At 37.8% G+C, this 25249-nt stretch carries 26 protein-coding genes and 2 pseudogenes; 24 read left to right on the forward strand and 4 right to left on the reverse strand.

All coding sequences use genetic code 11. The annotated features are described in order from the left end of the window. Positions 1-104 precede the first annotated feature (104 nt). From ACFQ3N_RS02025 to ACFQ3N_RS02040, 4 genes are read left to right on the forward strand one after another with little or no spacing between them, the layout of a single operon-like run. Positions 105-1145 (forward strand): glycosyltransferase family 2 protein, encoded by a 1041-nt coding sequence (locus ACFQ3N_RS02025; protein WP_390359066.1) that lies wholly within the window; start codon positions 105-107, stop codon positions 1143-1145. A gap of 26 nt (positions 1146-1171) precedes the next feature. Further along, on the forward strand, positions 1172-2467 hold the full coding sequence (locus tag ACFQ3N_RS02030; RefSeq protein ID WP_390359068.1) for a lipopolysaccharide biosynthesis protein: 1296 nt from the start codon (positions 1172-1174) through the stop codon (positions 2465-2467). Between the two features lie 3 nt (positions 2468-2470). Then, the gene (locus tag ACFQ3N_RS02035) at positions 2471-4231 is read left to right on the forward strand and encodes a hypothetical protein (protein WP_390359070.1); all 1761 of its coding nucleotides are present in this window, start codon (positions 2471-2473) and stop codon (positions 4229-4231) included. Between the two features lie 14 nt (positions 4232-4245). After that, positions 4246-4989 carry a 7-cyano-7-deazaguanine synthase gene (locus ACFQ3N_RS02040; RefSeq protein WP_390359072.1) on the forward strand — a complete coding sequence of 248 codons (744 nt, stop codon included), beginning with the start codon at positions 4246-4248 and terminating at the stop codon, positions 4987-4989. A gap of 353 nt (positions 4990-5342) precedes the next feature. Here ACFQ3N_RS02040 and ACFQ3N_RS02045 read toward each other — a convergent pair. Both ACFQ3N_RS02045 and ACFQ3N_RS02050 read right to left on the reverse strand, forming a co-directional pair. Beyond that, a pseudogene (locus ACFQ3N_RS02045) lies at positions 5343-5453 on the reverse strand (LCP family glycopolymer transferase); the annotation flags it as partial. Positions 5454-5683: 230 nt separating this feature from the next. Next, on the reverse strand, positions 5684-5827 hold the full coding sequence (locus ACFQ3N_RS02050; RefSeq protein WP_390359074.1) for a hypothetical protein: 144 nt from the start codon (positions 5825-5827) through the stop codon (positions 5684-5686). Positions 5828-5995: 168 nt separating this feature from the next. Here ACFQ3N_RS02050 and ACFQ3N_RS02055 point away from each other — a divergent pair, with 168 nt between their 5' ends. From ACFQ3N_RS02055 to nagA, 17 genes and pseudogenes are all read left to right on the forward strand, one after another. Continuing rightward, positions 5996-6220, forward strand: a complete 225-nt coding sequence (locus tag ACFQ3N_RS02055; protein WP_390359076.1) for a DUF1659 domain-containing protein — start codon at positions 5996-5998, stop codon at positions 6218-6220. A gap of 40 nt (positions 6221-6260) precedes the next feature. Continuing rightward, positions 6261-6476: a DUF2922 domain-containing protein gene (locus ACFQ3N_RS02060; protein ID WP_390359078.1), complete on the forward strand. Its 216-nt coding sequence runs from the start codon at positions 6261-6263 to the stop codon at positions 6474-6476. 110 nt (positions 6477-6586) lie between these two features. After that, positions 6587-6721 carry a YvrJ family protein gene (locus ACFQ3N_RS02065; RefSeq protein WP_390359080.1) on the forward strand — a complete coding sequence of 45 codons (135 nt, stop codon included), beginning with the start codon at positions 6587-6589 and terminating at the stop codon, positions 6719-6721. A gap of 370 nt (positions 6722-7091) precedes the next feature. Then, positions 7092-7669: pseudogene (locus ACFQ3N_RS02070) on the forward strand (group II intron maturase-specific domain-containing protein); the annotation flags it as partial. Between the two features lie 145 nt (positions 7670-7814). Then, positions 7815-8714 carry an ROK family protein gene (locus ACFQ3N_RS02075; protein WP_390359081.1) on the forward strand — a complete coding sequence of 300 codons (900 nt, stop codon included), beginning with the start codon at positions 7815-7817 and terminating at the stop codon, positions 8712-8714. 77 nt (positions 8715-8791) lie between these two features. Then, a complete protein-coding gene (locus ACFQ3N_RS02080; RefSeq protein ID WP_390359082.1) occupies positions 8792-10045 on the forward strand; it encodes an ABC transporter substrate-binding protein in 1254 nt (417 codons plus the stop codon). A gap of 35 nt (positions 10046-10080) precedes the next feature. After that, entirely contained in the window at positions 10081-10998 is a 918-nt protein-coding gene (locus ACFQ3N_RS02085; protein ID WP_390359084.1) for a carbohydrate ABC transporter permease, read from the forward strand. Between the two features lie 14 nt (positions 10999-11012). After that, positions 11013-11840: a carbohydrate ABC transporter permease gene (locus ACFQ3N_RS02090; protein ID WP_390359086.1), complete on the forward strand. Its 828-nt coding sequence runs from the start codon at positions 11013-11015 to the stop codon at positions 11838-11840. Positions 11841-11877: 37 nt separating this feature from the next. After that, on the forward strand, positions 11878-13131 hold the full coding sequence (locus ACFQ3N_RS02095; RefSeq protein WP_390359087.1) for a Gfo/Idh/MocA family protein: 1254 nt from the start codon (positions 11878-11880) through the stop codon (positions 13129-13131). A 159-nt stretch (positions 13132-13290) separates the two neighbouring features. Next, positions 13291-14283, forward strand: a complete 993-nt coding sequence (locus ACFQ3N_RS02100) for a LacI family DNA-binding transcriptional regulator (protein WP_390359089.1) — start codon at positions 13291-13293, stop codon at positions 14281-14283. A gap of 130 nt (positions 14284-14413) precedes the next feature. After that, entirely contained in the window at positions 14414-15130 is a 717-nt protein-coding gene (locus tag ACFQ3N_RS02105; RefSeq protein WP_390359091.1) for a GntR family transcriptional regulator, read from the forward strand. Between the two features lie 115 nt (positions 15131-15245). After that, positions 15246-16418: an SIS domain-containing protein gene (locus ACFQ3N_RS02110; RefSeq protein WP_390359093.1), complete on the forward strand. Its 1173-nt coding sequence runs from the start codon at positions 15246-15248 to the stop codon at positions 16416-16418. A gap of 39 nt (positions 16419-16457) precedes the next feature. Beyond that, complete coding sequence (gene agaV / locus ACFQ3N_RS02115; RefSeq protein WP_390359095.1) at positions 16458-16937, forward strand: PTS N-acetylgalactosamine transporter subunit IIB; 480 nt, start codon at positions 16458-16460, stop codon at positions 16935-16937. A gap of 123 nt (positions 16938-17060) precedes the next feature. After that, complete coding sequence (agaW, locus tag ACFQ3N_RS02120) at positions 17061-17831, forward strand: PTS N-acetylgalactosamine transporter subunit IIC (RefSeq protein ID WP_390359096.1); 771 nt, start codon at positions 17061-17063, stop codon at positions 17829-17831. Next, positions 17821-18642: a PTS system mannose/fructose/sorbose family transporter subunit IID gene (locus ACFQ3N_RS02125; RefSeq protein ID WP_390359098.1), complete on the forward strand. Its 822-nt coding sequence runs from the start codon at positions 17821-17823 to the stop codon at positions 18640-18642. Before agaW ends, ACFQ3N_RS02125 begins: the two co-directional genes overlap by 11 nt. A gap of 70 nt (positions 18643-18712) precedes the next feature. Then, on the forward strand, positions 18713-19129 hold the full coding sequence (locus tag ACFQ3N_RS02130) for a PTS sugar transporter subunit IIA domain-containing protein (RefSeq protein ID WP_390359761.1): 417 nt from the start codon (positions 18713-18715) through the stop codon (positions 19127-19129). A 3-nt stretch (positions 19130-19132) separates the two neighbouring features. Then, positions 19133-20281 carry an N-acetylglucosamine-6-phosphate deacetylase gene (gene nagA / locus ACFQ3N_RS02135; protein ID WP_390359100.1) on the forward strand — a complete coding sequence of 383 codons (1149 nt, stop codon included), beginning with the start codon at positions 19133-19135 and terminating at the stop codon, positions 20279-20281. Positions 20282-20462: 181 nt separating this feature from the next. On the opposite strand, the gene ACFQ3N_RS02140 is transcribed toward nagA, so the two are convergent. Beyond that, a complete protein-coding gene (locus tag ACFQ3N_RS02140) occupies positions 20463-20705 on the reverse strand; it encodes a hypothetical protein (RefSeq protein ID WP_390359102.1) in 243 nt (80 codons plus the stop codon). 80 nt (positions 20706-20785) lie between these two features. Here ACFQ3N_RS02140 and gatY point away from each other — a divergent pair, with 80 nt between their 5' ends. The 3 genes from gatY (at position 20786) to ACFQ3N_RS02155 (ending at position 23598) form a co-directional block, all read left to right on the forward strand. Continuing rightward, complete coding sequence (gene gatY / locus ACFQ3N_RS02145; RefSeq protein WP_390359104.1) at positions 20786-21643, forward strand: tagatose-bisphosphate aldolase subunit GatY; 858 nt, start codon at positions 20786-20788, stop codon at positions 21641-21643. Between the two features lie 64 nt (positions 21644-21707). Continuing rightward, positions 21708-22646, forward strand: coding sequence for a 1-phosphofructokinase family hexose kinase (locus ACFQ3N_RS02150; protein ID WP_390359106.1), 939 nt, complete (start codon positions 21708-21710; stop codon positions 22644-22646). Positions 22647-22767: 121 nt separating this feature from the next. After that, the gene (locus tag ACFQ3N_RS02155) at positions 22768-23598 is read left to right on the forward strand and encodes a hypothetical protein (protein ID WP_390359108.1); all 831 of its coding nucleotides are present in this window, start codon (positions 22768-22770) and stop codon (positions 23596-23598) included. A gap of 471 nt (positions 23599-24069) precedes the next feature. On the opposite strand, the gene ACFQ3N_RS02160 is transcribed toward ACFQ3N_RS02155, so the two are convergent. Continuing rightward, on the reverse strand, positions 24070-25149 hold the full coding sequence (locus tag ACFQ3N_RS02160) for a Fic family protein (RefSeq protein WP_390359109.1): 1080 nt from the start codon (positions 25147-25149) through the stop codon (positions 24070-24072). Between the last annotated feature and the right edge of the window lie 100 nt (positions 25150-25249).

Genomic DNA, 25249 nt, shown 5'->3' on the forward strand with positions numbered 1-25249 from the left:
AGTTTTAATTAGATGAAAACAAAAGGAGCCATGATTTTAAAAGTTCTCCATTATGTTAATACTAAATAATAGGTTTCACACACTTTCATAATAAGGAGAAACAAATGGATCAACCTTTAGTAACAGTATTTATACCACTATATAACTGTGAAGCATACATACAGGATGCCTTAAAAAGTATCATCCATCAAACATATACAAATTTAGAAATATTAATTATAGATGATGGCTCAACTGATAACTCTGTTAACATAGTAAATTCCTATACGGACTCTCGTATTCGGTTAATTAAAAATAGAAGTAATAAAGGTATACCATATACGAGAAATGTAGGACTTGAAGAATCTAACGGTGAATATATGGCTATCATGGATGCAGATGACATTTCGTATGTAACTAGAATAGAAAAACAGGTAGATTTTATGGAAAATAACTTAAACATAGATGCTATTGGCAGTTATTACAACATTTTTGGTGGAAGGTTCAATAAGGTTATGAAACCAAAAAGTATTACTTCTGAAGAAATTAAGGCAGGATTAGTTTTACTTAACCGTATTGCTAATCCTACTTCTTTCATTCGATTAGAGACACTGAGAAAGTATGGGATCCGGTATAATTCGGCTTATTTTGTTGCCCAGGATTATGATATGTGGGTTCAGATCTCTAAAGTGGGTAACCTGTTTATTTTACCAGAGGTATTGCTTAAGTATAGGACTGGCCACAGTAATATCACTAAGAAATCAAAAGCGGATAAAGTCATTCAAAGGAAACAAATAAACGATTCCATTCATGAAGATATTTTGAGTTTCTATAATTTCAATCTTACAGAAGAGGAACTCAGTATATTTAATGAATTTTTCAATGATAATTACCACAGCAAAATAAGTGATAATACACTTATACGCTTACCAAGTTTGCTTGCAAGTCTTGAAGAGTATAATAGACGTAATAAACTATTTAATGAGGATCTATTTTCAGAAGTAATCAGGGATACTGTCTTGGTAATTTTAAATCGCCGTAAGATAGATTTAAGACATAAGGTTCATTTATATAACAAGGTTTGTAAAGTAAGAAGTAATCGATCTACAACGAAGGATTTAAGCTATATGGTACCAAAGCATATCTATAACTTATTATTTTCCTAACTCCAGTCAGGAAAAAGGAGTATTGAATGAAGCGTAAAATTGAAGCATTAATTAAAAAGCCATTTGTTCGTAATGTCTTCATAATGGCCAGTGGGACCGCGGCTGCTCAGGCAGTAACCATGGCGTTTTCTCCATTTATCACACGTTTATATGGACCGGAAGCTTTTGGATTGATGGGGGTCTTCGTAGCCATTGTTGGTATTATCGCCCCTATTGCTGCCCTTACATACCCAATAGCTATTGTACTTCCTAAGCATGACAGTGATGCTAAAGGGATCATTCGGCTATCGTTGTATATTTCATCAGGTATTGCGGTTCTTACAGCTTTTATCTTGTTTGTTTTTAACAAGTCAATTGTTCAGCTATTCCAATTAGGAGCGGTTGCTCCATTTTTGTTTTTGATTCCTGTAGTGATCGTCTTTTCGGGTTTCCTGCAAGTCATAGAGCAATGGCTTATTCGTACGAAACAGTTTGGGATTACTGCTAAAGTAACGTTTCTTCAAGCGTTATTTATACAGGGGAGTAAGGTGGGAATTGGCTTTTTTCACCCTGTAGCTGCGGTACTTATTATTCTTTCAGCGGCAGGTAATGGACTGAAAGCATTCATGCTTATGCTATTCGCAAAAGGGTCGGACTATAATGAAACAGCTGAAATAGAGGCGGGTCAGACGTCGATTAAAGATATTGCTAAAAAACATAAGGACTTCCCGTTATACAGGGCTCCAGAGGTTTTCTTGAACACTACTTCTCAAAGTCTGCCAATCCTGTTGTTAACGAGTTTTTTTGGCCCAGCATCAGCGGGCTTTTATTCTATTGGCAAAACAGTACTCAGCATACCAATACAACTTATTGGTAAGTCAGTAGGGAATGTATTTTATCCACGAATTTCGGAAGCGGCAAACAAGGGCGAAAACCTCACGCATTTGATTAAGAAGGCAACGTTAGCTCTTGGAGCAGTCGGGGTTATCCCGTTTGGAATCATAGTGATTTTTGGTCCATGGCTGTTTAGTTTTGTCTTTGGTGCAGAATGGATAACAGCTGGGGAATATGCACGGTGGATAGCACTCTGGACCTTTTTTGGATTCATAAATAGACCTAGTGTTGTTTCGCTGCCTGTTTTGGCAGCTCAGGCTTTTCAATTGTATTTTACCATCTTCATGTTAGTCACCCGGGTTGCTGCTTTAGCAATTGGTTATTATGTATTTTTAAGTGATGTAATTGCAATTGCATTTTTTGGTGTATCGGGTGCAATACTTAATATTAGTTTAATTTTAATAACACTTCGTATCAGTAAAAATTATGATGAAAACGGATGGCGGTAGGCTATGAGTGATTTCATTTATTCTAATAAGTCTATAGAAGAGGGAAAGCTGACAAAAGAAATACAAGCCATTTATCATCAGGATAAACCGTCAGTTCAAGAGTTCCATGGAGAATGGGGTTCTTTAGCTATAAGCGAAAACTTATACAATGGGTTTCAGGCATATGAAAGTCCTGAACATATTTGTGTCGTAATTGGAGGACCTGTTTTATATTTTCGGGATAACCGGTTTTTGAATAGTGATTCTAGTATGGCAGGTACTAGGGCGATTTATGAGCGTTGGCTTGAATGTCTATTAGAATGGGATAAAGATTTGAGTGGCCCCTTTGCTGTATTAATCATAGACAAACGCTCGTCAGAGGCTATATGTATCACAGATTTAATGTCATTTATTCCAGTGTATGCGTATCGGGATTCGGCAACCGTTATGCTATCAACTCATGTTGATGTTTTGGCGAGTGCCTCTGGTCAAGAAGCTCAAATAGACGTGGTATCAAAAGTAGATTTTATACTTCATGGGGTCGTGACATATCCATATACGGTATATCAGGCAATACGTCAATTAGCACCAGCAACGGTGCATTTTATTAAGGGAGAGGATTCGCAATCTCATCCTTATTGGGTTCCGGAAGAAAAAGACATGTATGGATCGATTACTAAAGCGGCTAAAGATCTTAGAGAAGGCCTACAGCGTTACGTGAAAAGGATTACTAGTGAAGTGAATCCTATCGCGCAATTTATCAGTGGTGGTGAAGACTCGCGTATGCTTTCTGGTCTTTTACGAAATGGATACGCTCACGATGCTTTTGTGTTTCTTGATCAGGTGAACCGAGAAGGTGAGATTGCAGGAAAAGCTGCTCATGCTTATGGGGTGAATTTCAAGTTAGCTTTACGGGATAAACTACATTATCTAGACATTTTAGCATCTAGTACAAAACTGGTTGGAAGTGGATCCCAGTATTTCCATGCTCATACTTTTGGCTTTCATAAAAGCTGTCAGTTAAATGACTATCAAGCAGTATTTGGTGGCTTATTTTCGGATGCGTTATTAAAGGGTGCACGGGTTAAAAAGATGCGTGGGTCGGGAAGGCTTCCGTTTTTGCCTCAGATTAAGAGATCTGGTTATACTGCAGGTGAATCCATTACTAACAGTCATTTCACCCGAGAAGTATTATCGGCGTTAACCAAACGGAGACAAGCCCATTTAAAGTATGTTAGCAGCTTTAGAAATCAATCAGCTGAGGAATGGTTTGAGCTATGGCCAAGTTCCATGAATATGAACATTCCTAACTTACATGCAAATCGTAGACTTTTCCGCAGCTATGAACCATTTATGGCAAATGATGTGGTGAAGATCAGTGCTGCAGTTCCACAACACTGGAAATTGAATAGAAGGTTGTTCCATAAAATAGCTAAGCCATGGTTGAAACCAACAAAATGGTTGCTTCATGGTGAAGGTCGACTTCCGTATTTTCCGTGGCACATTAATCTATTTGTTCAGTTTTCAAACTGGGTTTATCAAGAAACAGGAAAAAAAGTTGGTTTGATAAAAGGTAACCAAGGTCCTTGGGCTGGATGGGATGAATTAATGAATAGTCCGGAATGGAAAAGAGCTAGAGACACCTATTCAAACGGTATAGAAGATATACAATCTGCACTTAATGGAAAAGATGTTAAAGCATTATTGGAGAGTAATGAGTTGGATTATATACAACAAATTAATCTGATGCAGACTTTGTATAGTGCTCATAAGAGGAACGTGTAAAGGAGGCTTTATCAATGGTCAGAAACGTACTATGGACAGGTGGCTGGGACTCAACTTTTAGAGTTCTTGATTTGGTTTTTAACAAAAAAGAGAGCTTACAACCCTATTATATTCTCGATAATAGACGTAACTCTACGTTTATGGAGATAAAGACAATGGAACATATAAAAAGGATAATCGAAAAAGAGGATCCTGAAGCTAGAAAACGTATACTGGATACGATTACGATTGAAATGACAGAGATTCCGGGAAATGAAAGTATAACCAAAAAATACAATCATTTAGCATCCCAATCTCATTTAGGAGATCAACATGATTGGTTAGCGAGATATACAGATTATATGAATATAGATGGTTTAGAGATAAGTGTTCATGTAGATGATAATGCTGCTAATTTTTTAAAGGATGATGTTGAATTAATGGAGGGTACTTATAAATTAAAGAAAAACCCATCCGATCCAGGGTTGAAACTTTTCGCGCGTTATCATTTTCCATTACTTAACATGACAAAATTAGATATGGAAAAGGCAGCAAAAAAATCTGGGTTTCAGCATATCATGGAACAGACCTGGTTTTGTCATAATCCAAAGAAAGATGGAACTGCCTGTGGTTTATGTAACCCTTGTAACTATACACGGGAAGAGGGGTTGGGAAGGAGGGTTCCTACGCCAAACGCTATTGATAAATCAAAGTTTATTTTGTTAACAACTTATAGGAGAGGTATAGGGAAATTTAAGAAGGTTATGGGAGGAAGTTAATTTAAAAATTATGTGAAAACTCATCCGAAAAACCATTGCTATTCCCAAATAGATGATGATTCATGATAATCAAAGTAAGGTGAGCTGTAGCAAATCAAAAAAACATAACACTACGTTTTTTTATGATAATGAGGATATAGAAACTGACATGACCAATTTACAAGATAAAAATCTTAAAAACATACGCTGTTACTGTTCAATTGATTGCCGATTGCAAACTATTTCCAAATTAACGACAGTCCTATCCTAGAGAAGACTAAAGCCAACACTTCTTCTCCATTCAGGTTCTGTATACCTGGATATAAATATTATCGTTTGAATCTGATTCTAATATTTCGTATGGCACATCATACTTAATCCCAAACCAAGGCGTCAACAACCTCAATAAATCCTTCGAAATTCATACGAACATAGAAATCAACAGGAATGTCTAAAAAGTTTTCTATTGTACCCACAGTCGATTTTGGCCCACCAGTACATGACTGATTTTAGTGTAGTAACCACTATCTGGTACGCTTCTCTTTATTAAACGTAGCTAGCAATAGCGCGACTGATCGACTGTTTTGTTCATTATTACGATGTTCACTTCTATCTATACCAATAAAAAGCACTGAAACATTATCTACTACAGGATCTACCTTATTATCACGTATCGAAGTGTCATCATCTCTATCTACCTCTTGGAGTGATTCATTTACAATTCCTTCTGTTTTATTAATAAGTATAGAAAGTATCCGATACCAATTGCCATCAAAAAAATTAGACTTAATCCAATGAGATGAAGTAATTTTTGTTTGAATGATTTCCGTGATTTATGAGATCTTCGCTTTTTATGCATAGGATTATCTCCTCGTTGTTTCACTGCACCTTTTCTATAGTACTTACCTATATAATCGTAAAAAAACGACCATTTAGGTGCATTTTTTTATAAATGTAAAATAATTTTTTGTACATGCCCCCAAGTCCATCCCTCATTCGATTGTAGTTGTGAGAGGAGGTGGTAAGCATGGCAGTAGCAGATAAAATAAATTCAACACTACGTTTAGTTCTTTACGATGGTGAAGACATGGAAACAGGCAAGCCCATCTACAAAACGAAGAGCTTTAACAACGTAAAAACAGACGCAATTGCTGATCAATTGTTACCGATCGCTGAAGCAGTTGCAGGTTTGCAAGAACGCCCATTATTCAACGTTCAACGTAACGACAGTTCCGAACTTAGGGAGGCTTAATGAATCGGAATCAAAATAAACGAGGAAGGGAGGATAAATCATGAAAAAGTTAGAGCTTAAATTTCTGAACGAGCTTGGTAAAATTGTCACTTACTCACTCGATAAGCCAATCGAACCAGTAGATCCTATAGCAGTAAATGCTGCCATGGATGAAATCATCACACAAAACGCATTCACATCATCAGGCGGAGATCTATTACAAAAGCATAGCGCACGCGTAGTTGAGCGTAATGTGGTAGATGTGGAATTGGCGTAACACGGCAACTTTATAAAAGAGAAAATAGTTTGTTTGCAGAACATGACCAGTGGATGTACCACTGGTCTGTTTTGGTAGAAGGGTATTAATTACCGAGAGGAGGTTATACAGTGGAAACATGGGTATCTTTTGTGACAGAAGTCGGCTTCCCGATTGTGGTAACGTTTTATTTGCTGCACCGGATTGAAGGTAAACTCAACGATCTCATAGAATCCATTCATGCTTTGCCTGAGAAGATGAAATGATGAACATAATAAGAACTTCGGTCCTTGGACCGAAGTTTTATTTCGTGTGTCAGGCATGCACACATTCTTTAGGGTTTGAGTCCCGAGTCGTGAGGTTAGTAGTAGCGATTAGCTCAAGACAAGGGTGTCTGGGTGACCTAGAATCTGAAGGAAGTCAGCTACAAATTTACGCCTATAGGAACACGAACTTCATAGAAGGCTAGGTGTACGTGGGCGAGACTACGAAACAAGTCAAAGGCCTTACTGCCGAGGTTATACAGAGTAAATGAAGTGAGGACATGGAGAGGAAGAATGTGTGCTTACCCTGGGAGGTCTGATAGGAACGCGGTGCACACGCCGTAACCGAATATGTAAATGTTCGCTGAACTATCAGAGCATCACAGAATTTATTGAAGGAAAACCGAAGCTTAAGGTAAATGAGGAGAAAAGTGAGGTAGACCGGCCGTGGAAACGTAAATTCCTAGGTTTCTCTTTCACAAAGAAAAGCCGAAAATTCGGATATCTAAAGAGAGTATCAAACGCTTCAAACAACGTTTTCGACAGTTAACAAAAGAAATCCATGAATATGAAGGATAGGATGGAGAAGTTAAATGAATATCTGGTAAGTTGGCTGGGTTATTATCAGTTGGCTGAAACATCTTCCATATTTAAAGGGTCTGGATAGTTGGATACGAAGAAGGCTGCGGATGATACGGTGGAAGGAATGGAAGAAAGTTAAAACCATGTACAAGAATCTCATGAAACATAGAGTGAAGAAAGAAAAAGCGTGGGAATAGCCCAATCTTGCATAAAGCCCTTGAAGACCAATCCTGGACTAAGTCTACAACGTCGATATTAAACGAAGCGTTGGACAATGAAACGCCGTATACGGAACCTTACGTACGGTGTGAGAGGTCGGGGGTTAGTCACCCCCTCCTACTCGATTTAAAACTATTAATCAAATGGTAATTTTGAGAAAATTGTAGACATAATTTATTGTCTATGATATTATGAAAAAAATTAGTAAAACATTTATTAAAAATATTTACTAATTATTTTATTATATGAAAGCGTATTCCTTATAAACATATTTCGAAACTTAAGAGGTGAATTGATGAGGTATACATTAGGAGTTGACATCGGTGGTACGAAAGTTGCTGCTGTCATAATAAGTGAATCTCAAGAAATACTTTATCGTGCGGAAGTTCCAAGTAATCCACAAGATAAAGAAAAAATGTTTAAACAAGTAGTAAAAAGCATTGATATGGTTTTAACAGAATCGAATTTACAGGTAAAAGACATTGAAGGAATGGGGGTAGGAGTTCCTGGAAAAGTAGATAGAGAGAATGGTATCGCTATTTATCAAAATAATCTACCATGGGAGAACTTTCCTATAGTCAAACGGCTGCAAGAAAGCTTTTCGATAGAAAATATAATTATTGATAACGATGTTTACATGGCTGCATTTGCAGAATGGACAGCAGCCAATATAAAAGGTGAGAAAACGTTTGTTTATGTAACAGTTAGTACTGGAGTATCTTGCTCAATCATACATAATGGTTCATTTATCCGAGGGGCAGGGTTTGCAGGCGAACTTGGCTTATTTCCGGTTTTATCACATTCTACATCGAGGGGGTTAAATAATCTAGAAAAGGCTGCATCTGGTCCGGCTATACAAAAGCTTGCTGTGCAATACTTTGATGATGGTGATATAACTTTAGAGGATATTTTTCGAAAATATCAAAATGGTGATTCAACTGCACAAATTTTGATTCAAGAAGTAATTGATTCTTTAGCACATGGTATATACTCTATTATTTGTTTATTAGATCCACATAAAATAGTTTTTGGTGGGGGTGTGATGATTCACAATTCTTTTTTACTAGATTTAGTTAAAACGGAGCTACGTAACTATTTAATACCTGAACAACAGAATATTTTATCCAGAATGGAAATCAGTCATTATAAGCAGAATGCAGGCATTATTGGTGCGGGATTAAAGGGTAAGGAATAAATTATTGGAGGAGGTACACACGAGGATTTAACTTTCTTTACAAATCTTATAAAAAAATTTTGAGGAGTGAAATTATAATGAAAAAGTTTGTATTGTTTATTACTATTTTAATGTTATTGCTATTGGCGGCATGTTCAGGTGATGAAGAAACGTCAGCAAATGAGGAATCTACTATTAAATACGGTTATTGGGATAAAAACCAAGAAGATATGTTGAAAAGTTTAGTTGAGGAATTTAACAAAGACAATCCAAATATTAATATCACTTTGGAATTAACACCGTACGATCAATACTTTACCAAACTAGATGCTGCAGCAACAGGGGGAGGATTGCCAGATATTTTTTGGATGAATGGCCCGAACTTTGTAAAGTATGCTTCTAATGACATGATAGAACCTATTGACGAAAAGATCTCGAATGATGATTTAGATACAGCCCCATATCCAGAAGGATTATTAGGTCTTTATCAATATGACAAAAAAACATATGCGCTACCAAAAGATTATGACACGATTGGGTTATGGTATAACAAAACGCTTTTTGACAATGCAGGACTCGATTATCCGGATGATTCATGGAAATGGGAGGATCTTGTTGAGGCATCAAAAGTGTTAACGGATCCGGAAGAGGATGTGTACGGGATTGCAGCAAGTATCCAAGATCCTCAAGCATCTTACTTTAATACAATTATGGCAAATGGTGGATATGTTATTTCAGAGGATAAAAAAGATTCAGGGTTTGATGATCCAAATACAATAGAAGGCATCCAAAAGTATCATGATTTAATCCATGAACATGAAGTTTCACCAACTCATGAACAGATGGAAACAACTGATGCTACAAGCATGTTTGAATCTGGAAAAGTTGCCATGATGTTTCAGGCGTCCTATATGATTCCACAATTTAAGAATAATGAGTATACCAATGAGAATGTAGATGTAGCAGTACTACCAGAAATGAATAAACGTTCAAATGTAATTCACGGTTTAGGAAATGTAATTGCTTCCAATTCAGAAAACAAAGATGCTGCATGGGAATTTGTGAAATTTCTAAGTTCTGAAAAAGCAGCAAATATTCAAGCAGAAGCTGGGATTATTCCAGCATATGAAGGAACTCAAGATGCTTGGGTGGATGCGACACCTAATTTCAATTTACAGGCATTCCTTGACATGGCAAACAAATCAGAACCATATCCAGTATCAAAAGATACATCAAAATGGTCGGCAATTATACAGGATAATTTAGCAAAGGCATGGTCAGGACAGCAAACAGTCGAGGAAGCAAGTGAGATTATTAATGAAGAAATGGAAGAAATATTAGCAAATGAGTAATATAGCATAGCTCTGTATAATTGAGGTGATCAGTATTGAATAGTAAAAGTAAGTCACATAAGTCATCAAAAAATAGTAGACGAAGTAATGATATATTTTGGGGCTATTTTTTCATCGCACCTACATTACTGGGCTTGTTGATATTTTATATTTTTCCCGTAGTTCAAACGTTCTTCTATAGTTTTACGGAATGGGGAGACTTTGGAGACTATTCATGGTCCGGATTTGAAAATTATAAGAATATGATGGATGACCCAGAAATATGGCAGTCCTTCAAAAATACATTAATTTATGCATTTGTTATGGTTCCGATAAGTATCGCTATTTCTATATTCGTGGCGGTACTTCTGAACCAAAAAATTAAAGGGTTAACCGTTTATAGAACTTTATACTTTCTTCCAGTTGTAACGATGCCTGCTGCGGTCGGTATGATATGGAAGTGGTTATATAATTCAGATTACGGAATTATAAATCAAGTTTTGGAATGGTTTTCAATCAATGGCCCTAATTGGTTAACAGACCCTAATTGGGTTCTAATCTCCATTATTGCTGTTGGTATTTGGAGTGTAATTGGTACAAATATGGTTATTTTATTATCAGGACTTCAAGGCATACCAAAAACATTGTATGAGGCCGCATCATTAGATGGTGCTGGTGTTCAATATATGTTTTTTCGTATAACGTTACCATTACTATCTCCGACCATATTTTTTGTGGCAGTTATTTCATTTATTTCGGCTTTCCAAGTTTTTGATTTCATCTTTATGATGGTTAGTCCAACGAATCCAGCAATCGATAACGCACAATCTGTTATCTATTTATTTTACCATTATGCATTTGTAATAGGTGATAAAGGACTAGCAGCAGCTATTGCGTTTATTTTATTTATGTTTATTTTGATTTTAACGATAATCCAATTTAGATTGCAGAAGAAATGGGTTCATTATGAGTAGGGGAGGGTACTTTTATGGATATTGTTAGTAAACGGCGAAAACTTTTGATACATGCGTTGTTAATCTTAGGCGCAGTTGTAATGGTTGGTCCTTTTTTGTGGATGATATTAACATCATTGAAAACACTCGGTGAGGCATCACAAGTACCCCCGAAAATATTTCCATCTGTACTTCAGTGGAGCAATTATATGGAAGTATTCAATTCCTTTCCATTTGCTGGATTTTATTGGAATACATTTATCACTACAGTTGCGAAAACGGTAGGTCAACTCTTACTATGTTCAATGGCAGCTTATGCATTTGCTCGGATTAAATTTCCAGGTAGAAACTTTTTCTTTATACTATATTTGTCAGTATTAATGATTCCGCCACAAGCGTTTTTGATCCCACAGTACCAAATTATAGCAAACTTAGGATTACTTAATACATTAAGTGCACTTGTTTTACCCGGTCTATTCAGTGCTTTTGGAACATTTTTATTAAGACAGTTCTTTATGACAATGCCTGATGAGTTAGAAGAAGCTGCTAAAATCGATGGGTGTAGTCATTTTCAGATATATTGGAGGATTATGTTGCCTCTTGCAAAACCAGGATTAGTAGCTTTATCCATTTTTACAATATTATGGTCCTGGAACGACTTTTTATGGCCGTTAATTGTTAACAGTTCTCCTGAGAAAATGCCGTTATCTGCTGGATTAGCATCACTACAGGGACAGTATAGTACAAATTTTCCGATTTTGATGGCTGGAACATTTTTAGCATCGTGGCCACTTATCCTAATATTTATTTTCTTCCAGAAGTCATTTGTTGAAGGGATAGCGTTGAGTGGTAAAAAAGGATAATGAACGATTTTATCTTTTATAAAAAGGAGCAATTTTTATGATAAAAGCAGCACTATTAGGTGCAGGGAATAGAGGGATGTTTGCGTATGGATCATATGCATTGGATCGCCCAAATGAAATACAATTTGTTGCTATAGCTGAACCTAATACGAAAAAAAGAGAGAAGTTTGCAGAAACTCATGGGATAGAAGAGGATATGCAATTTTCAAATTGGGAGGATCTATTGGATAATCCTAAACTATGTGATGTACTGCTGGTTTGTACACAAGACCGTAATCATTATGAACCAACAATGAAAGCATTGGATATTGGATATGATATTTTACTAGAAAAGCCTATGTCACCAAATCCATCAGAAACATTAGAAATGGCTGAAAAGGCACATCAGTGCAACCAAATTCTCACTGTTTGTCATGTGTTACGATATTCAACTTTTTTTAGTGAGTTAAAAAGTATAATTGATGACAATAAAATCGGGGATATTATGTCAATTCAATGGAATGAGAATGTAGGTTATTACCACCAGGCACACAGTTTTGTAAGGGGGAACTGGAGAAACTCAACAGAATCTAGTTCGATGATTTTACAAAAGTGCAGTCATGATATGGATATGTTGCAGTGGTTGATAGGTGAACAATGTACCAAGGTATCTTCATTTGGTAGTTTGTCATATTTTAACGAAGATAATGCCCCTGAAGGCTCTACAGAACGATGTACAGATGGCTGTGCAGTTGAGCACGAATGTCCATATTCAGCGTTAAAATGGTACCATAATGAAAAAACGACATGGCCAGTAAATGTAGTTGAGTTAACACCAGATTTGGATATGCGTTTAAAAGCGATTAAAGAAGGGCCATATGGACGTTGCGTGTATCGTAGTGATAATAATGTGGTAGATCATCAAGTTGCTAATCTACTATTTGAGAATGGGGTTACCGTAGCATTTACGATGTCTGCATTTACTAAGGAACAGGGCAGAACATTTCAACTAATGGGTACGAAGGGTGAGATTATTGGCTCGACGACTAAAAATGAGATTACTATTAAATATTTTTCTGGTAAAGAAGAAGTCATATCCCCTGCGCAAGTACAGGGTGGTCATGGAGGTGCTGACACAATGATTATGCGTGACTTTGTTAAGCAAATTAATGACAAAACTTATAAAAGTAAAACATCAGCAATGGAATCCGCAAAAAGTCATTTAATAGCTTTTGCAGCTGAAGAATCCAGACTATCTGGCGAAACGATTTCAATGGATGAGTATATGAACCAATTGAAACAACTAAATTAGTAATAAAAAGACAAGTGGTTCTTAGACTGAAAATCTCTAAGAACCTTTATTTTTCAAGGACAAATCATCAAATAAGTATTATAAAATGTTATACTGGTATTATGGAAGTAATAGAAACATTACATAGGCGTATTCCTAAGGTTGAAAGGAAGAAGTGGTTTGGCGACAATAAAAGATATAGCACAAAAGGCAGGAGTTTCACCAGCAACTGTATCGCGAGTACTTAATTACGATGCAAGCTTATCTGTTGCTGATAAAACAAAAAAGAAAATTTTAGAAGCTGCAGAGGACTTGTCGTATCGTAAAAGGTCTACGAATAAATACGTTGGTCAAAAGATTGCTGTTGTTCATTGGTATACGGAGAAGGAAGAACTAAGTGATCTTTATTATTTATCGATAAGACTAGGTGTCCAACAGCGTTGCAAAGAACTGGATATGAATCCAGAAATCTACTTTTTTGATAACATACATGAAATTAATGCTGATGAAATTGAAGGGATTATTGCTATAGGGAAATTTAGCATTTCTCAGGTAAAGGAGTTAACTGAAATAAATTCAAGGGTAATCTTTGTTGACTACAGTCCTGATGACGATAAGTTTGATGCAGTAGTCATTGACTTCGAAAAGGCCACCAAAAAAATAATTGATTATTTTATACAAACAGATCATCAAAAAATAGGATTTATCGGTGGTAGAGAGATTTTAAAGGGTGAAAACGAACCTCTAATAGATTTACGTGAAAAAACATTTCAATTATATATGAGTGAAAAGGGATTGTATGATGAACGGTTTGAATTTGTTAGTACCTTCTCAGTAGATGACGGTTATAATCTAATGAATCAAGCTATAGAGGAATTAGGTGATCAATTACCTACTGCCTTTTTCACTAGTAGTGATGTAATGGCAATTGGAAGTTTACGAGCACTTCATGAGGCTAATATTGCTGTGCCTGATCGTGTAAGCGTAATAGGGCTGAATGATATGTCTGTATCGAAATATGTATATCCATCGTTGAGTACCATTAAGGTATATACAGAAGTAATGGGCGAAACAGCAGTTGATACATTAATAGAACGGATTGAAGGAAGAAGCATTCCAAAAAAAATCTTTATATCAACTAAGTTAGTTATCAGAAAAAGTGTCAGATCTTAATGATCTGACTTTTTTATACGGAAAGCCTTTACATTTTTCGACAAGTATTTTATACTAAACCCAACTGGTTATAACCACATGAAATATGATATGTTTTACTGATATTTTTAAGGAGGTGGGATGAAATAAATTGGATAAGACAAGTAAGGTTCCACTGTATTTACAATTAATGGAGGGCTTAGTTAAAAAAATTGATGCCCAGGAATATCAGGAGCACGAAAAGCTTCCTTCAGAGCGTGAGTTGTGTGAAATTTACGATTTGAGCCGTATTACGGTAAGGCAGACGTTGCAGGAGCTAGAGCGGGAAGGTTATATTTATAAGCTTCATGGTAAAGGGACGTTTGTTTCATCGAAATCATTTAATCAGAATTTGGTTAAGCTATATAGTTTTACAGAAGAAATGAAGGCAATGGGAAAGACTCCCACTACACAGGTTATCTCATTCCAGGAAATAGCAATTGATGAGCGGTTAGCTGCTAAGATAAATCTTGCACCATTGGATGAGGTGTATCAGGTCGTTCGTTTGCGGCTTGCAGATGAGGAACCATTGATGCATGAAATATCGTATTTGCCGAAGAAGAATTTTCCTGATTTAACGGAAAAGGATTTAAATCAACGCCCAATGTATGATGTGTTCTATGAGGATTATCAAATTCGAGTAACAAAAGCAGTTGAACGCTTTTCCGCAACCAGTGTGCGAAAAGAAGAAGCGGATCATTTGCAAACAAGTGTAGGGCAACCGGCGATGCTTATCAAACGTTTTGCGTACCACCATGAAGATTTAATTGAGTATACCATAAGTGTAGCTCGTGGTGATAAGTTTGATTATACGGTTGAACTAACTTAAAACTCTATTAAGATAGTGTATTTTTTCTTAATAGAGTAATTTAAAGCCTTAACTGGTTATGACAACATAACCACTGTGATTGCTGTGATAAATACGTTAAAGATGGAGGATGAGAATGTTTAATATAACAGCTGAAGAATTAGAAAATAAACAAGCAGTTCATACTGCAACAGAGATTCAACAACAACCTGTCGTATGGCAGGAGTTGGTCGCCTCAATATTCCAACAAAAAGAATCGCTAAGAGGTTTTATTGAATCAATTTATGCAAAACATCCTCAGGTGCGTGTTATTTTAACTGGTGCTGGAACTTCAGCATTTATTGGAGATACAATCGTGCCTGAACTGCAGAAGGAACATCAAGGAAAGGTGCAATTTGAAGCAATTCCAACAACAGATATTGTTTCAAATCCAACAGCATATTTGTTCAAGGAAGTGCCAACTATTTTGGTATCGTTTGCAAGATCGGGGAACAGCCCAGAAAGTGTTGCAACTGTTGAACTTGGTGAACAACTTATTGATGAATTTTACCAAGTTGTCATTACGTGTAATAAAGATGGCAAGCTTGCTCAAAACATTAAAAACGATGACAAAGCTATTACGGTATTAACGCCAGACAAAGCGCATGATCAAGGGTTTGCGATGACAAGCAGCTTTACATGTATGATGATAGCGGCTTATGCATTGTTCACGGAGAAAGCATTTACTGGAAATGGAACGAAGCAGATTATTGCAAATGCGGACAGATTAGTAGACACGGTGTCAGAAAGTGTTGATGACATTTTGAAATTTGACTTTGAACGAATTGTTTATTTGGGATCTGGTTCACTTGCTCAGCTTTCCCATGAAGCAGCCTTGAAAATGTTGGAACTATCCGCTGGGAAGACTGTTGCCGTTCATGAATCATCACTCGGATTCCGTCACGGTCCTAAGTCCATTTTGAATGATAAATCAGTAGTTGTCGTGTTCATGTCACAGGATAAACACACACGAAAATACGATATGGATATTTTGCGAGAAGTAGCAGCTGAGGAATCAGTGAAGGTCGTAGCGCTTACCGAGAGAAATGATGCTGAAGTGGAGAAGCTAGCAGATTGGACAATTCCAGTCAATTTTGGAAAAGAAAATCTATCAAGTGATTATTACCTATCCTTGTTATACGTAATATTTGCTCAAACACTAGCATTAAAAAAATCACTGCAGCTTGGCATTACACCAGATAATCCAAGCCCGGATGGCATCGTAAATCGTGTTGTCCAAGGTGTTACGATCTATGATTACAAAAAGTAAAACTACAAATTTATTAAAAATCTGAAAGGGATGAACAGTATGTCAGGACCTAATATTTTATTAACTAGAATTGATAATCGGTTAATTCATGGACAAGTAGGAGTAACGTGGGTGAACCATCTTGGTGCTAACCTTGTGGTTGTTGCAAATGACAAGGTTTCAGAGGATGAGGTTCAGAAAAGCTTAATGGATATGGTGTTACCTGATGTGATTCAAGCACGTTATTTCTCATTGAAAAAAACAATCGATGTGATTCATAAAGCATCACCTCGTCAAAAGATATTCTTAGTTGTAAAAGATGTGCATGATGCGCTGGCACTAAAAGAAGGTGGCGTGCCGATCGATCACATTAACGTTGGAAACATGCATTATGAAGAAGGCAAGAAACAAATCTCTTCTACTGTGTCTGTTGATGAAAAGGACATCGAGGCATTTAAGCGCTTGGATGAGCTGAATGTAGAACTGGATTTACGCAGAGTACCTGATGAAAAAGGTCAAAACATAATGAATCTATTGTAGAAATCTATTTTTTTAGAAAACTTGGCTTATCGTTAAGCCTTAATGGCACTTATGTAGATAAGAAAGTTTTATACTCTTTTATCTACTAAAAAAAGAAAGAATTTTTAAGGGAGGGTTTTATCCATGTTATTGGAAGCTATTTTAATAGCAATTTGGGCCGGTATTATCGGTATCGATCTGTATAACGGGTTGACGCATATTCACCGTCCTGTTGTGACTGGTCTCGTAGTCGGAATGATTTTAGGTGATGTAACGACTGGTCTAATTGTCGGGGGTACATTGGAATTAATCTGGATGGGCATGGTGCCACTTGCGGGTGCGCAACCGCCTAACGTTGTAATTGGTGGGGTTATTGGTACTGCATTTGGTATTATCGCAGGCCAGGATCCACAAGTAGCCGTTGGTGTAGCAATTCCATTTGCTGTAGCGATGCAAGGTTTAATCACACTATTTTTCACAGTGTTTGCGCCAGTTATGCATAAGGCAGATCAATATGCACTGGATGCGAATTACCGGGGAATCGATAGGATCAACTATTTAGGTTTAGGGATACTATTTGTCTTTAATGGACTAATTGCGTTCTTACCCATCTATTTTGGTGCGGAAAAAGCAGCTGCATTTGTTGAAACGGTTCCCCAATGGATTATTGATGGCTTGTCCATTGCAGGTGGAATCATGCCAGCAATTGGTTTTGCGATGTTATTGAAAATCATGATGAAGACTGAATACGTTATGTTTTTTATTGTAGGGTTTGTCCTTGCAGCGTATCTGGGAATGCCAATTCTCGCAATTGCATTGATCGGTCTGGCGATTGCCTTGTATGACTTTTATAAAAACAAGCAAGGACCAGATAATCAACCACCTCGAGAGGAGGAAATAACTGATGGAATCTAATCACTATCAATATGAAGACCAAACAGAAGCGAAGGAACTGCAACCGAAACAATTACGCCATTTAGCTTGGAGATCTTTACTATTACAAGCATCGTTTAACTATGAAAGAATGCAAGCAGCTGGCTGGCTCTATTCGATTTTACCGGGGCTCCGTCAGATTCACAAAAATAAAAAAGATTTAAGTAAATCGATGAAAGATAATATGGAGTTTTTCAATACGCATCCATTCCTCGTTACCTTTATTATGGGAATTATTCTCGCAATGGAAGGTAAGAAAGAGGACAGAGAAGCAATTCGTGGTATTAAAATTGCCACAATGGGTCCACTAGGTGGTATTGGGGACGCGATGTTCTATCTAACGCTACTCCCGATCACAGCTGGTATTGGTGCCTCACTGGCAGTAGATGGAAACTTTATGGGGCCAATCGTGTTCTTACTGATGTTTAACGTTATTCATTTTGGTGTACGCTTTGGTTTAATGACTTATGGGTATAATACTGGTGTAAAAGCGATATCCAAATTAAAAGAAGGAACACAGCATGTTTCTCGTGCGGCATCTATTGTTGGTTTAACAGTAGTTGGTGGTCTAATAGCGACGTACGTTTCATTCAACATTGATTATGTATGGGTATCTGGCGAATCTGAATTGAATATACAAAGTGATGTATTAGATCAAATTATGCCTGCCATGCTTCCACTAGGCTATACGTTGTTAGTGTATTGGTTGCTGAAAAGAGGACGTTCTCCACTAACATTAATTGGTCTTACTGTTGTAGTTGGACTAATCGGATCATTCTTTAATATCTTATAAATTTTACTGGGTACAGGTTTTCTTGGGATAGAAAACCTTACCTTGTTCATCATGAGAAAGGGTGAAGAAAATGATTGGCATTGTACTGACAGGTCATGGATCATTCCCAAATGGTTTGCTTGAATCTGTTGAATTGATTGCAGGGGAAGTCAAGCAAGTAGAGGTCATTCCGTTTGAAGAGGATCAGGATAAATTAGAGCAAGCAGTTGTAAAAGCAATTGACGAGGTAGACACAGGTTCAGGTGTTGTCTGTTTTACAGATTTAGCAGGTGGAACGCCATTTAACGTGTGCTCACGCGTTGCTTCTTCAAAAGAAAACATACGCGTAATTGGTGGTACAAATTCACCAATGCTGCTGAGTGGATTATTTCAGCGAGAGTTAGAAGTTGAAACGTTCGTTGAGGCAGTATTGAAAGAAGGTAAAGAAAACATAAAGCAATTCGAAGTAAAGAAAAAACAAGTACCTGAAGATGCAGATGGAATATAAGCGATGACATATTTTATAAAAGCAGACCGTTTTTTACTTGAACAGGAGGAAAAGCGGGGCGGTTATCTGCAAGTGGAAAATAGTCGTTTTGGTGGATTTGTTGATGTTGTTCCAACGGGTGCTGAGGTCATCGATTGGAGCGGTCATACGATTGCTCCGGGATTATTTGATACGCACATTCACGGTATTAACGGCCATGACATTATGGATGGTCGGGTTGATGCAGTTTACGGGATTTCAGACGCTATTTTGAAACTTGGTGTAACACGGTTTTTGCCGACTACACTCACATCTTCAAAGGACGACTTGGATCGTGCGATTTCAGCTGTGGCGCAGGCTACTAATGAAGGCTTGAGTGGCGCTCAATCAGAAGGTATATTTTTAGAAGGACCTTATTTTACGGAAAAATATAAAGGTGCGCAAAATCCAGGTTACTTCCGTGATCCGGACGTTGCAGAATTTTGTGAATGGCAGAGGCTTGCTGCGGGATCAATTGTAAAAATTGCCCTGGCGCCTGAACGAGATGACTCGATGGCGTTCATTCGTACGGTAAGTGAGTCGGGTGTGCTGGTGAGTCTGGCACATACAGACGCCAGCTACGAATGTTGCGTAAATGCTATTGAAGCTGGAGCGCAGAATTTTGTTCATTTATTTAATGGCATGTCAGGACTGCATCACCGGGAGCCCGGCGTGGTGGGTGCAGCGTTTGCTAGTCAGAAGTCGTATGCTGAGCTCATTTGTGATGGACATCATGTGCACCCGGACGTGGCAGCGTTGGCCGCTCGTGTGAAAGGTGAAAAGCTTATGTTGATCACCGACTGTATGCGTGCAGGTTTGAAGCCAGATGGAAGGTACCAGCTTGGTGAATTCCCTGTCGTTATGCAGGATGGCATAGCCCGAACAGAGACAGGCTCATTGGCAGGCAGCACACTTCGTTTGATTGAAGGTGTGAAAAATTTACAAGCATGGAGCAATAAGCCGTTGCATGAAGTCTGGCATCGCGGCTCACTATCACCAGCCATGAGTCTTGGCCGAGATAATGAGCTAGGGAGCATTGAGTCTGGCAAAGTTGCAGATTATGTCGTGCTTGACGGTGACTTGGAAGTGAGAGCTACAGCTGTTGCTGGTGAGGTTAAGTATTGTAAAGATTGATTTTCTGCTGAAAACGGTGATTGAATTGTAGGGGGTTGGCGCGGTACAGCATGAGTTGAGCTATAATTGCTGAAAGCTGGGCAAAATCTGTGCACTTACAGCCTGAACTTGTGCAATAATCGTGAAAAGATATGCAAGAGCAATACATGTAAGGTGGATTTTCTGCATTCGCAGAAAATCTTCAGATTGGAAGAGGAAGTTGTGCAATAAATGGGTAAAGTTGTGCAACTCCGGCCGAAAGCTGTGCAATAACGGCAAAAAGTTGTGCAACACCATCCGAAAGCTGTGCAATAACGGCAAAAAGTTGTGCAACACCGTCCGAAAGCTGTGCAATAACGGCAAAAAGTTGTGCAACACCGTCCGAAAGCTGTGCAATAACGGCAAAAAGTTGTGCAACTCCGCCCGAAACTTGTGCATCAATCACCAGAATAGTCACCTATTAAAATAAAAAGGTTTTCTGCCCCGCAGAAAACTCAACATTTTTTACTAAAGAGGAGGAGCATCATGGGATACGTACAAAATACGAAAGAAATGCTTATAAAAGCTAGAAAAGAAGGGTATGCGGTACCTGCTTTCAATATTCATAACCTGGAAACAATTCAAACGGTGATTGACGCTGCGGTTGAAACACGCTCACCAGTTATTTTGGCTGCGACACCTGGGACAATGAAATATAGTGGTCGTGCTTATATCCAGGCGATTGCTGAGGTTGCTGCGAAGGAAAATGATATCCCGATTGCATTGCATTTGGATCATCATGAAACGATTGAGTCTATTGAAGAATCGCTTGAGCTCGGCGTGAAAGCTGTTATGATTGATGGATCACACGCTGATTTTGAAGAAAATATTAAAATCTCGAAAGCTGTAGTAGATAAAGCGCATAAATATGGCGCGACTGTTGAAGCGGAACTTGGCAAATTAGTTGGTCAAGAGGACGACAAGATTGTTGAGGCGGAGGATGCTGCGTATACAGACCCTGATGTGGCACAGGAATTTGTCGAGCGAACTGGTATTGATTCACTCGCTGTAGCAATCGGAACGGGCCACGGCCTATATGAAACAAAGCCGAATCTAGATTTTGAGCGTTTGGAAAAAATTAAAAATCTGGTAGAGATTCCAATCGTGCTACACGGTGCATCAGGAATTTCTAAAGAAGATGTGCAAAAATCCATCTCACTAGGTTGCGCAAAAGTAAATATATCAACTGAGTTAAAAATTCCTTTCTCAACAGGATTGCGTGACTTCATGATGGAGAATCCAGAAGAAACAGATCCACGTAAATATATGAAACCAGCCAAAGAGGCAATGAAAGAAGCGGCAATTGAAAAAATCAAAATTTGTATGAGTGACGGTAAGGCATAAGCAATCAAGAAGGAGGGGTGAGAGAACGTTCTCACTCCTTTACTATTAGGTGAGGTGATACGACATGATTTTAACGATTACATTAAATCCGGCAGTCGATATTAGTTATCGGCTCAACCATCTATCCATCGATTCTGTCAACCGAGTAAATGGCGTAACAAAAACGGCTGGAGGCAAGGGTCTGAATGTCGCACGAGTGCTGCATCAGCTCGAGGAAGATGTAGCAGCATCAGGGTTTCTAGGTGGAAGCTTAGGCAACTTCATAAGCTCACAAATTGCCGAGCTTGGCATCCAGGATTATTTTGTACCTATTAAAGGTGAAACGCGCAATTGTATCGCAGTTATTCATGACGGGAAGCAGACTGAAATTCTTGAAAGTGGACCAAACATTGACTTAGATGAGGCCGCGCTATTTTTAGAAAAATTCACAGTATACGTACAGCAGGTGGATATCGTCACGATTTCTGGAAGTTTGCCAAAAGGAATTGCCAATGATTTTTATGAAAAATTACTCACAATTGCTGCTGAACATAAGACACCAGTGTTGCTGGACACAAAAGGAGAGTTGCTTGCGATCACGCTAAAAAGCAAGACAAAGCCATTTTTAATAAAACCAAACCAGGATGAACTGGCTGATTTAGTTGGGAAAAATTTGGCCGAGGAAGCGGATATTATTGATGCACTTAACACCTCCATATTTGCAGATGTTCCATGGGTAGTCGTGACGCTTGGGGCTAAAGGAGCTATTGTTAAAAATGAGGGAATTATCTACCGAGTAATGGCACCGAAAGTAGATGCAACCAACCCGGTAGGCTCAGGCGATTCCGTAATAGCGGGATTTGCAGCAGGACTATCTCGTGGCTTGAAAGGTGAAGATCTTGTCAAATTCGGATTAACGATGGGTGTACTTAATGCGATGGAGGAGAGCACGGGACAAATTGATCCTGAAAAAGTGGAGTGGTGTGTTGGAGAGATGGAAGTGGAAAAAATAGCTGGAGATTAATGAATGAGATGCTTATCATTTTTTATGATAGGCATTTTTTAAAAATATGCTCAGTTGAACTGCTCCCCCATCCCTTGATACTATCAGAAGTATATGAAGACAAACTATAAGGATGAGCACTATGGAAATAATCGAACAATACATACAATCAAAAACAGGGGACATCAGTCTCTGTGAGGATACGTTTTACTGTAATGATCACTTTGCAGTTGTAATTGATGGTGCAACTAGTGTGTCAGATCGTTTATATGAAGGAAAGACACCAGGACAACAGGCAGCTGAAATGATAAAAGAAGCGGTAAAGCTTTTAAACGGTAAGGAAGAGATAGAACAAATTATCGACGTGATTAATGAAAACTACAGCCAGCTATACAAGCGGTTAAATATCGAAGAAGAAGTGCTCGAAAAGCCATACATTCGCCCTAGCGCTTCGATGATTATTTATAGCAAACATCATAGTAAAGTGTGGATGATTGGCGATTGCCAGTGTTTCTTTAACGGTGAACAGCACCAAAATAATAAACATGTGGATACTGTTTTCGAAGAGGTTAGAAGTATTATTTTAAAAGGCGAGTTAATGAGTGGTAAAACAATGGAAGACTTAGCAACTGATGATATCGGCTTTAAGCTGATAAGACCACTGATTCAAAAGCAATATAACTTTCAAAATACAACGCCAGACAGCCCTTTGAGTTATGCTGTGGTAAATGGATTTCCGATACCACCCGAATTAATCAAAACCGTTGATGTACCAGCAGGTTTGGAATATATCTCGCTAGCCTCAGATGGTTATTCAAAAATTTATAGCACATTGGAAGAAACGGAACAGGAATTAGACCGCTTACTCGAAGTTGACCCACTTTGTATTAATGAAAATATATCTACAAAAGGGCTTGTGAAGGGTAATGTGTCTTTTGATGATCGTACTTATGTGAGGATTAAGATAAGGTGATTTTTAAAAATTTATTTTTCAACTCTCCACTTTGCCAACTTTAACGTTTTATCTTAATGAAAATCATGAAAAGTTTAATCATGGTATGTAACACATATAGAAAGTTCAATTTTATACTATTAATCTGACCCGAGCGTTTCAACGGATGGACTTGGAGCTTTAACGATTGAAGAAGATGACGACGTCTGGAAAATCCATTCAGCGTCTGAAAACGAGACGAAGCAGGTCTTATACAGCTATAAGGTCGAAGGTTCGTTAAAAAATATACGGATGTTGCTGATCTGACGTATCATTCCCAATGAGGTAAGCTTTAAAACCACTCACATCCAACTCAATTGCCCTCGTCATTCCTTCGTACGAACCTTCAAATGTATAATCGGCCACTGGCGGCGGGGGTGCGGGAGCGTTTTAGGAATGAATAATAATCAAAAATAATAGGGTGGAAACGTTTAGTACCCCACCCTATTTTCTTTATCCTCGAATCACATCAAGCAATTCATAAAAATAGTATGTTTTGTTTCGTTGACGTGCATTTGAAAAAATGATCTTATTTTCCTCCAATATAGTTAGATACCTACGAATAGTCGCTATGGATACATCAGTGTTTTTTGAGATAGTGTTTGCGCGAAAAACAGGCGTAACGAATATAGCAGTAATAACTTGGTTGATATTACTGGAGTTAATTAACTTTTGAGCAGCCTGTAATGTTTCTTCGTATAATATATTTATATCTTTGATCAAGGTAATGTTTTTCTTTGCTTGTGTATTAACAGCATTCAGGAAAAAAGTTATCCACTGATTCCAGTCACTTTTGTAACGTGTGTCATTTAAATAACGGTAATATTTATGCTTATCACGCTCAAGTGTGTCACTGATGAAGAAGTTAGGATAGCTAATAACCTTTTTATCGTATAAATAAAGCGGAATTAAGATGCGACCAATTCGTCCGTTTCCATCTAGAAAAGGGGGAATGGTTTCAAACTGTGCGTGAATAATTGCTATTCTCACCAGTTCATCAAAAGAGTCATTCGGATTGTTGATAGAGTTCTCCAGATTCGTCATATATTCTAAAACGGGTGGTGCAGGAGGTATGAATGTAGCACTTTCCCTATTGCCAATGTAATTTTGGACTTTCCTGAACTCACCAGGGTCCCTTGATGCCCCTCTAACATTACCTGACATTAATATAAGATGTAAGCGTCGAATTAACCTTGTAGAAATAGGTAACTGTTGGAGCACTTCTTCGGCTTCCATTACAGTTTCATAATAATTTAAAACCTCCTGAACATCCTGATTGGTACGCTTACTTTCTGCTTCTACCTCTAGTACGTCTTCGTATGTTACTTGTGTACCCTCTATCTTCGTTGACTGTACGGCTTCTTGCTTTATGATTAGGTTTAAAAATATATTTTTGTTTATTTTTGTGTTTTCTAATAGGGTCTCATATTGAACAATATGTTTATTTGCTTCGATAAGCAGGTGAATCATAGAATGTTGATTTACGACATTATCATTTATTGGTAATGATAATGGAACGAATGATTTACTCATCTTCAATCCTCCTATCAATCAAAAAACTAAATAATGATTGTATAATTAGAAATGAATTAATTAGTAATCATATAGTATACATTTTGAACTTAAAAGAAAA

The organism is Virgibacillus byunsanensis, from assembly GCF_042675965.1.
GTDB classification, from domain to species: Bacteria; Bacillota; Bacilli; order Bacillales; family Amphibacillaceae; genus Virgibacillus_R; species Virgibacillus_R byunsanensis.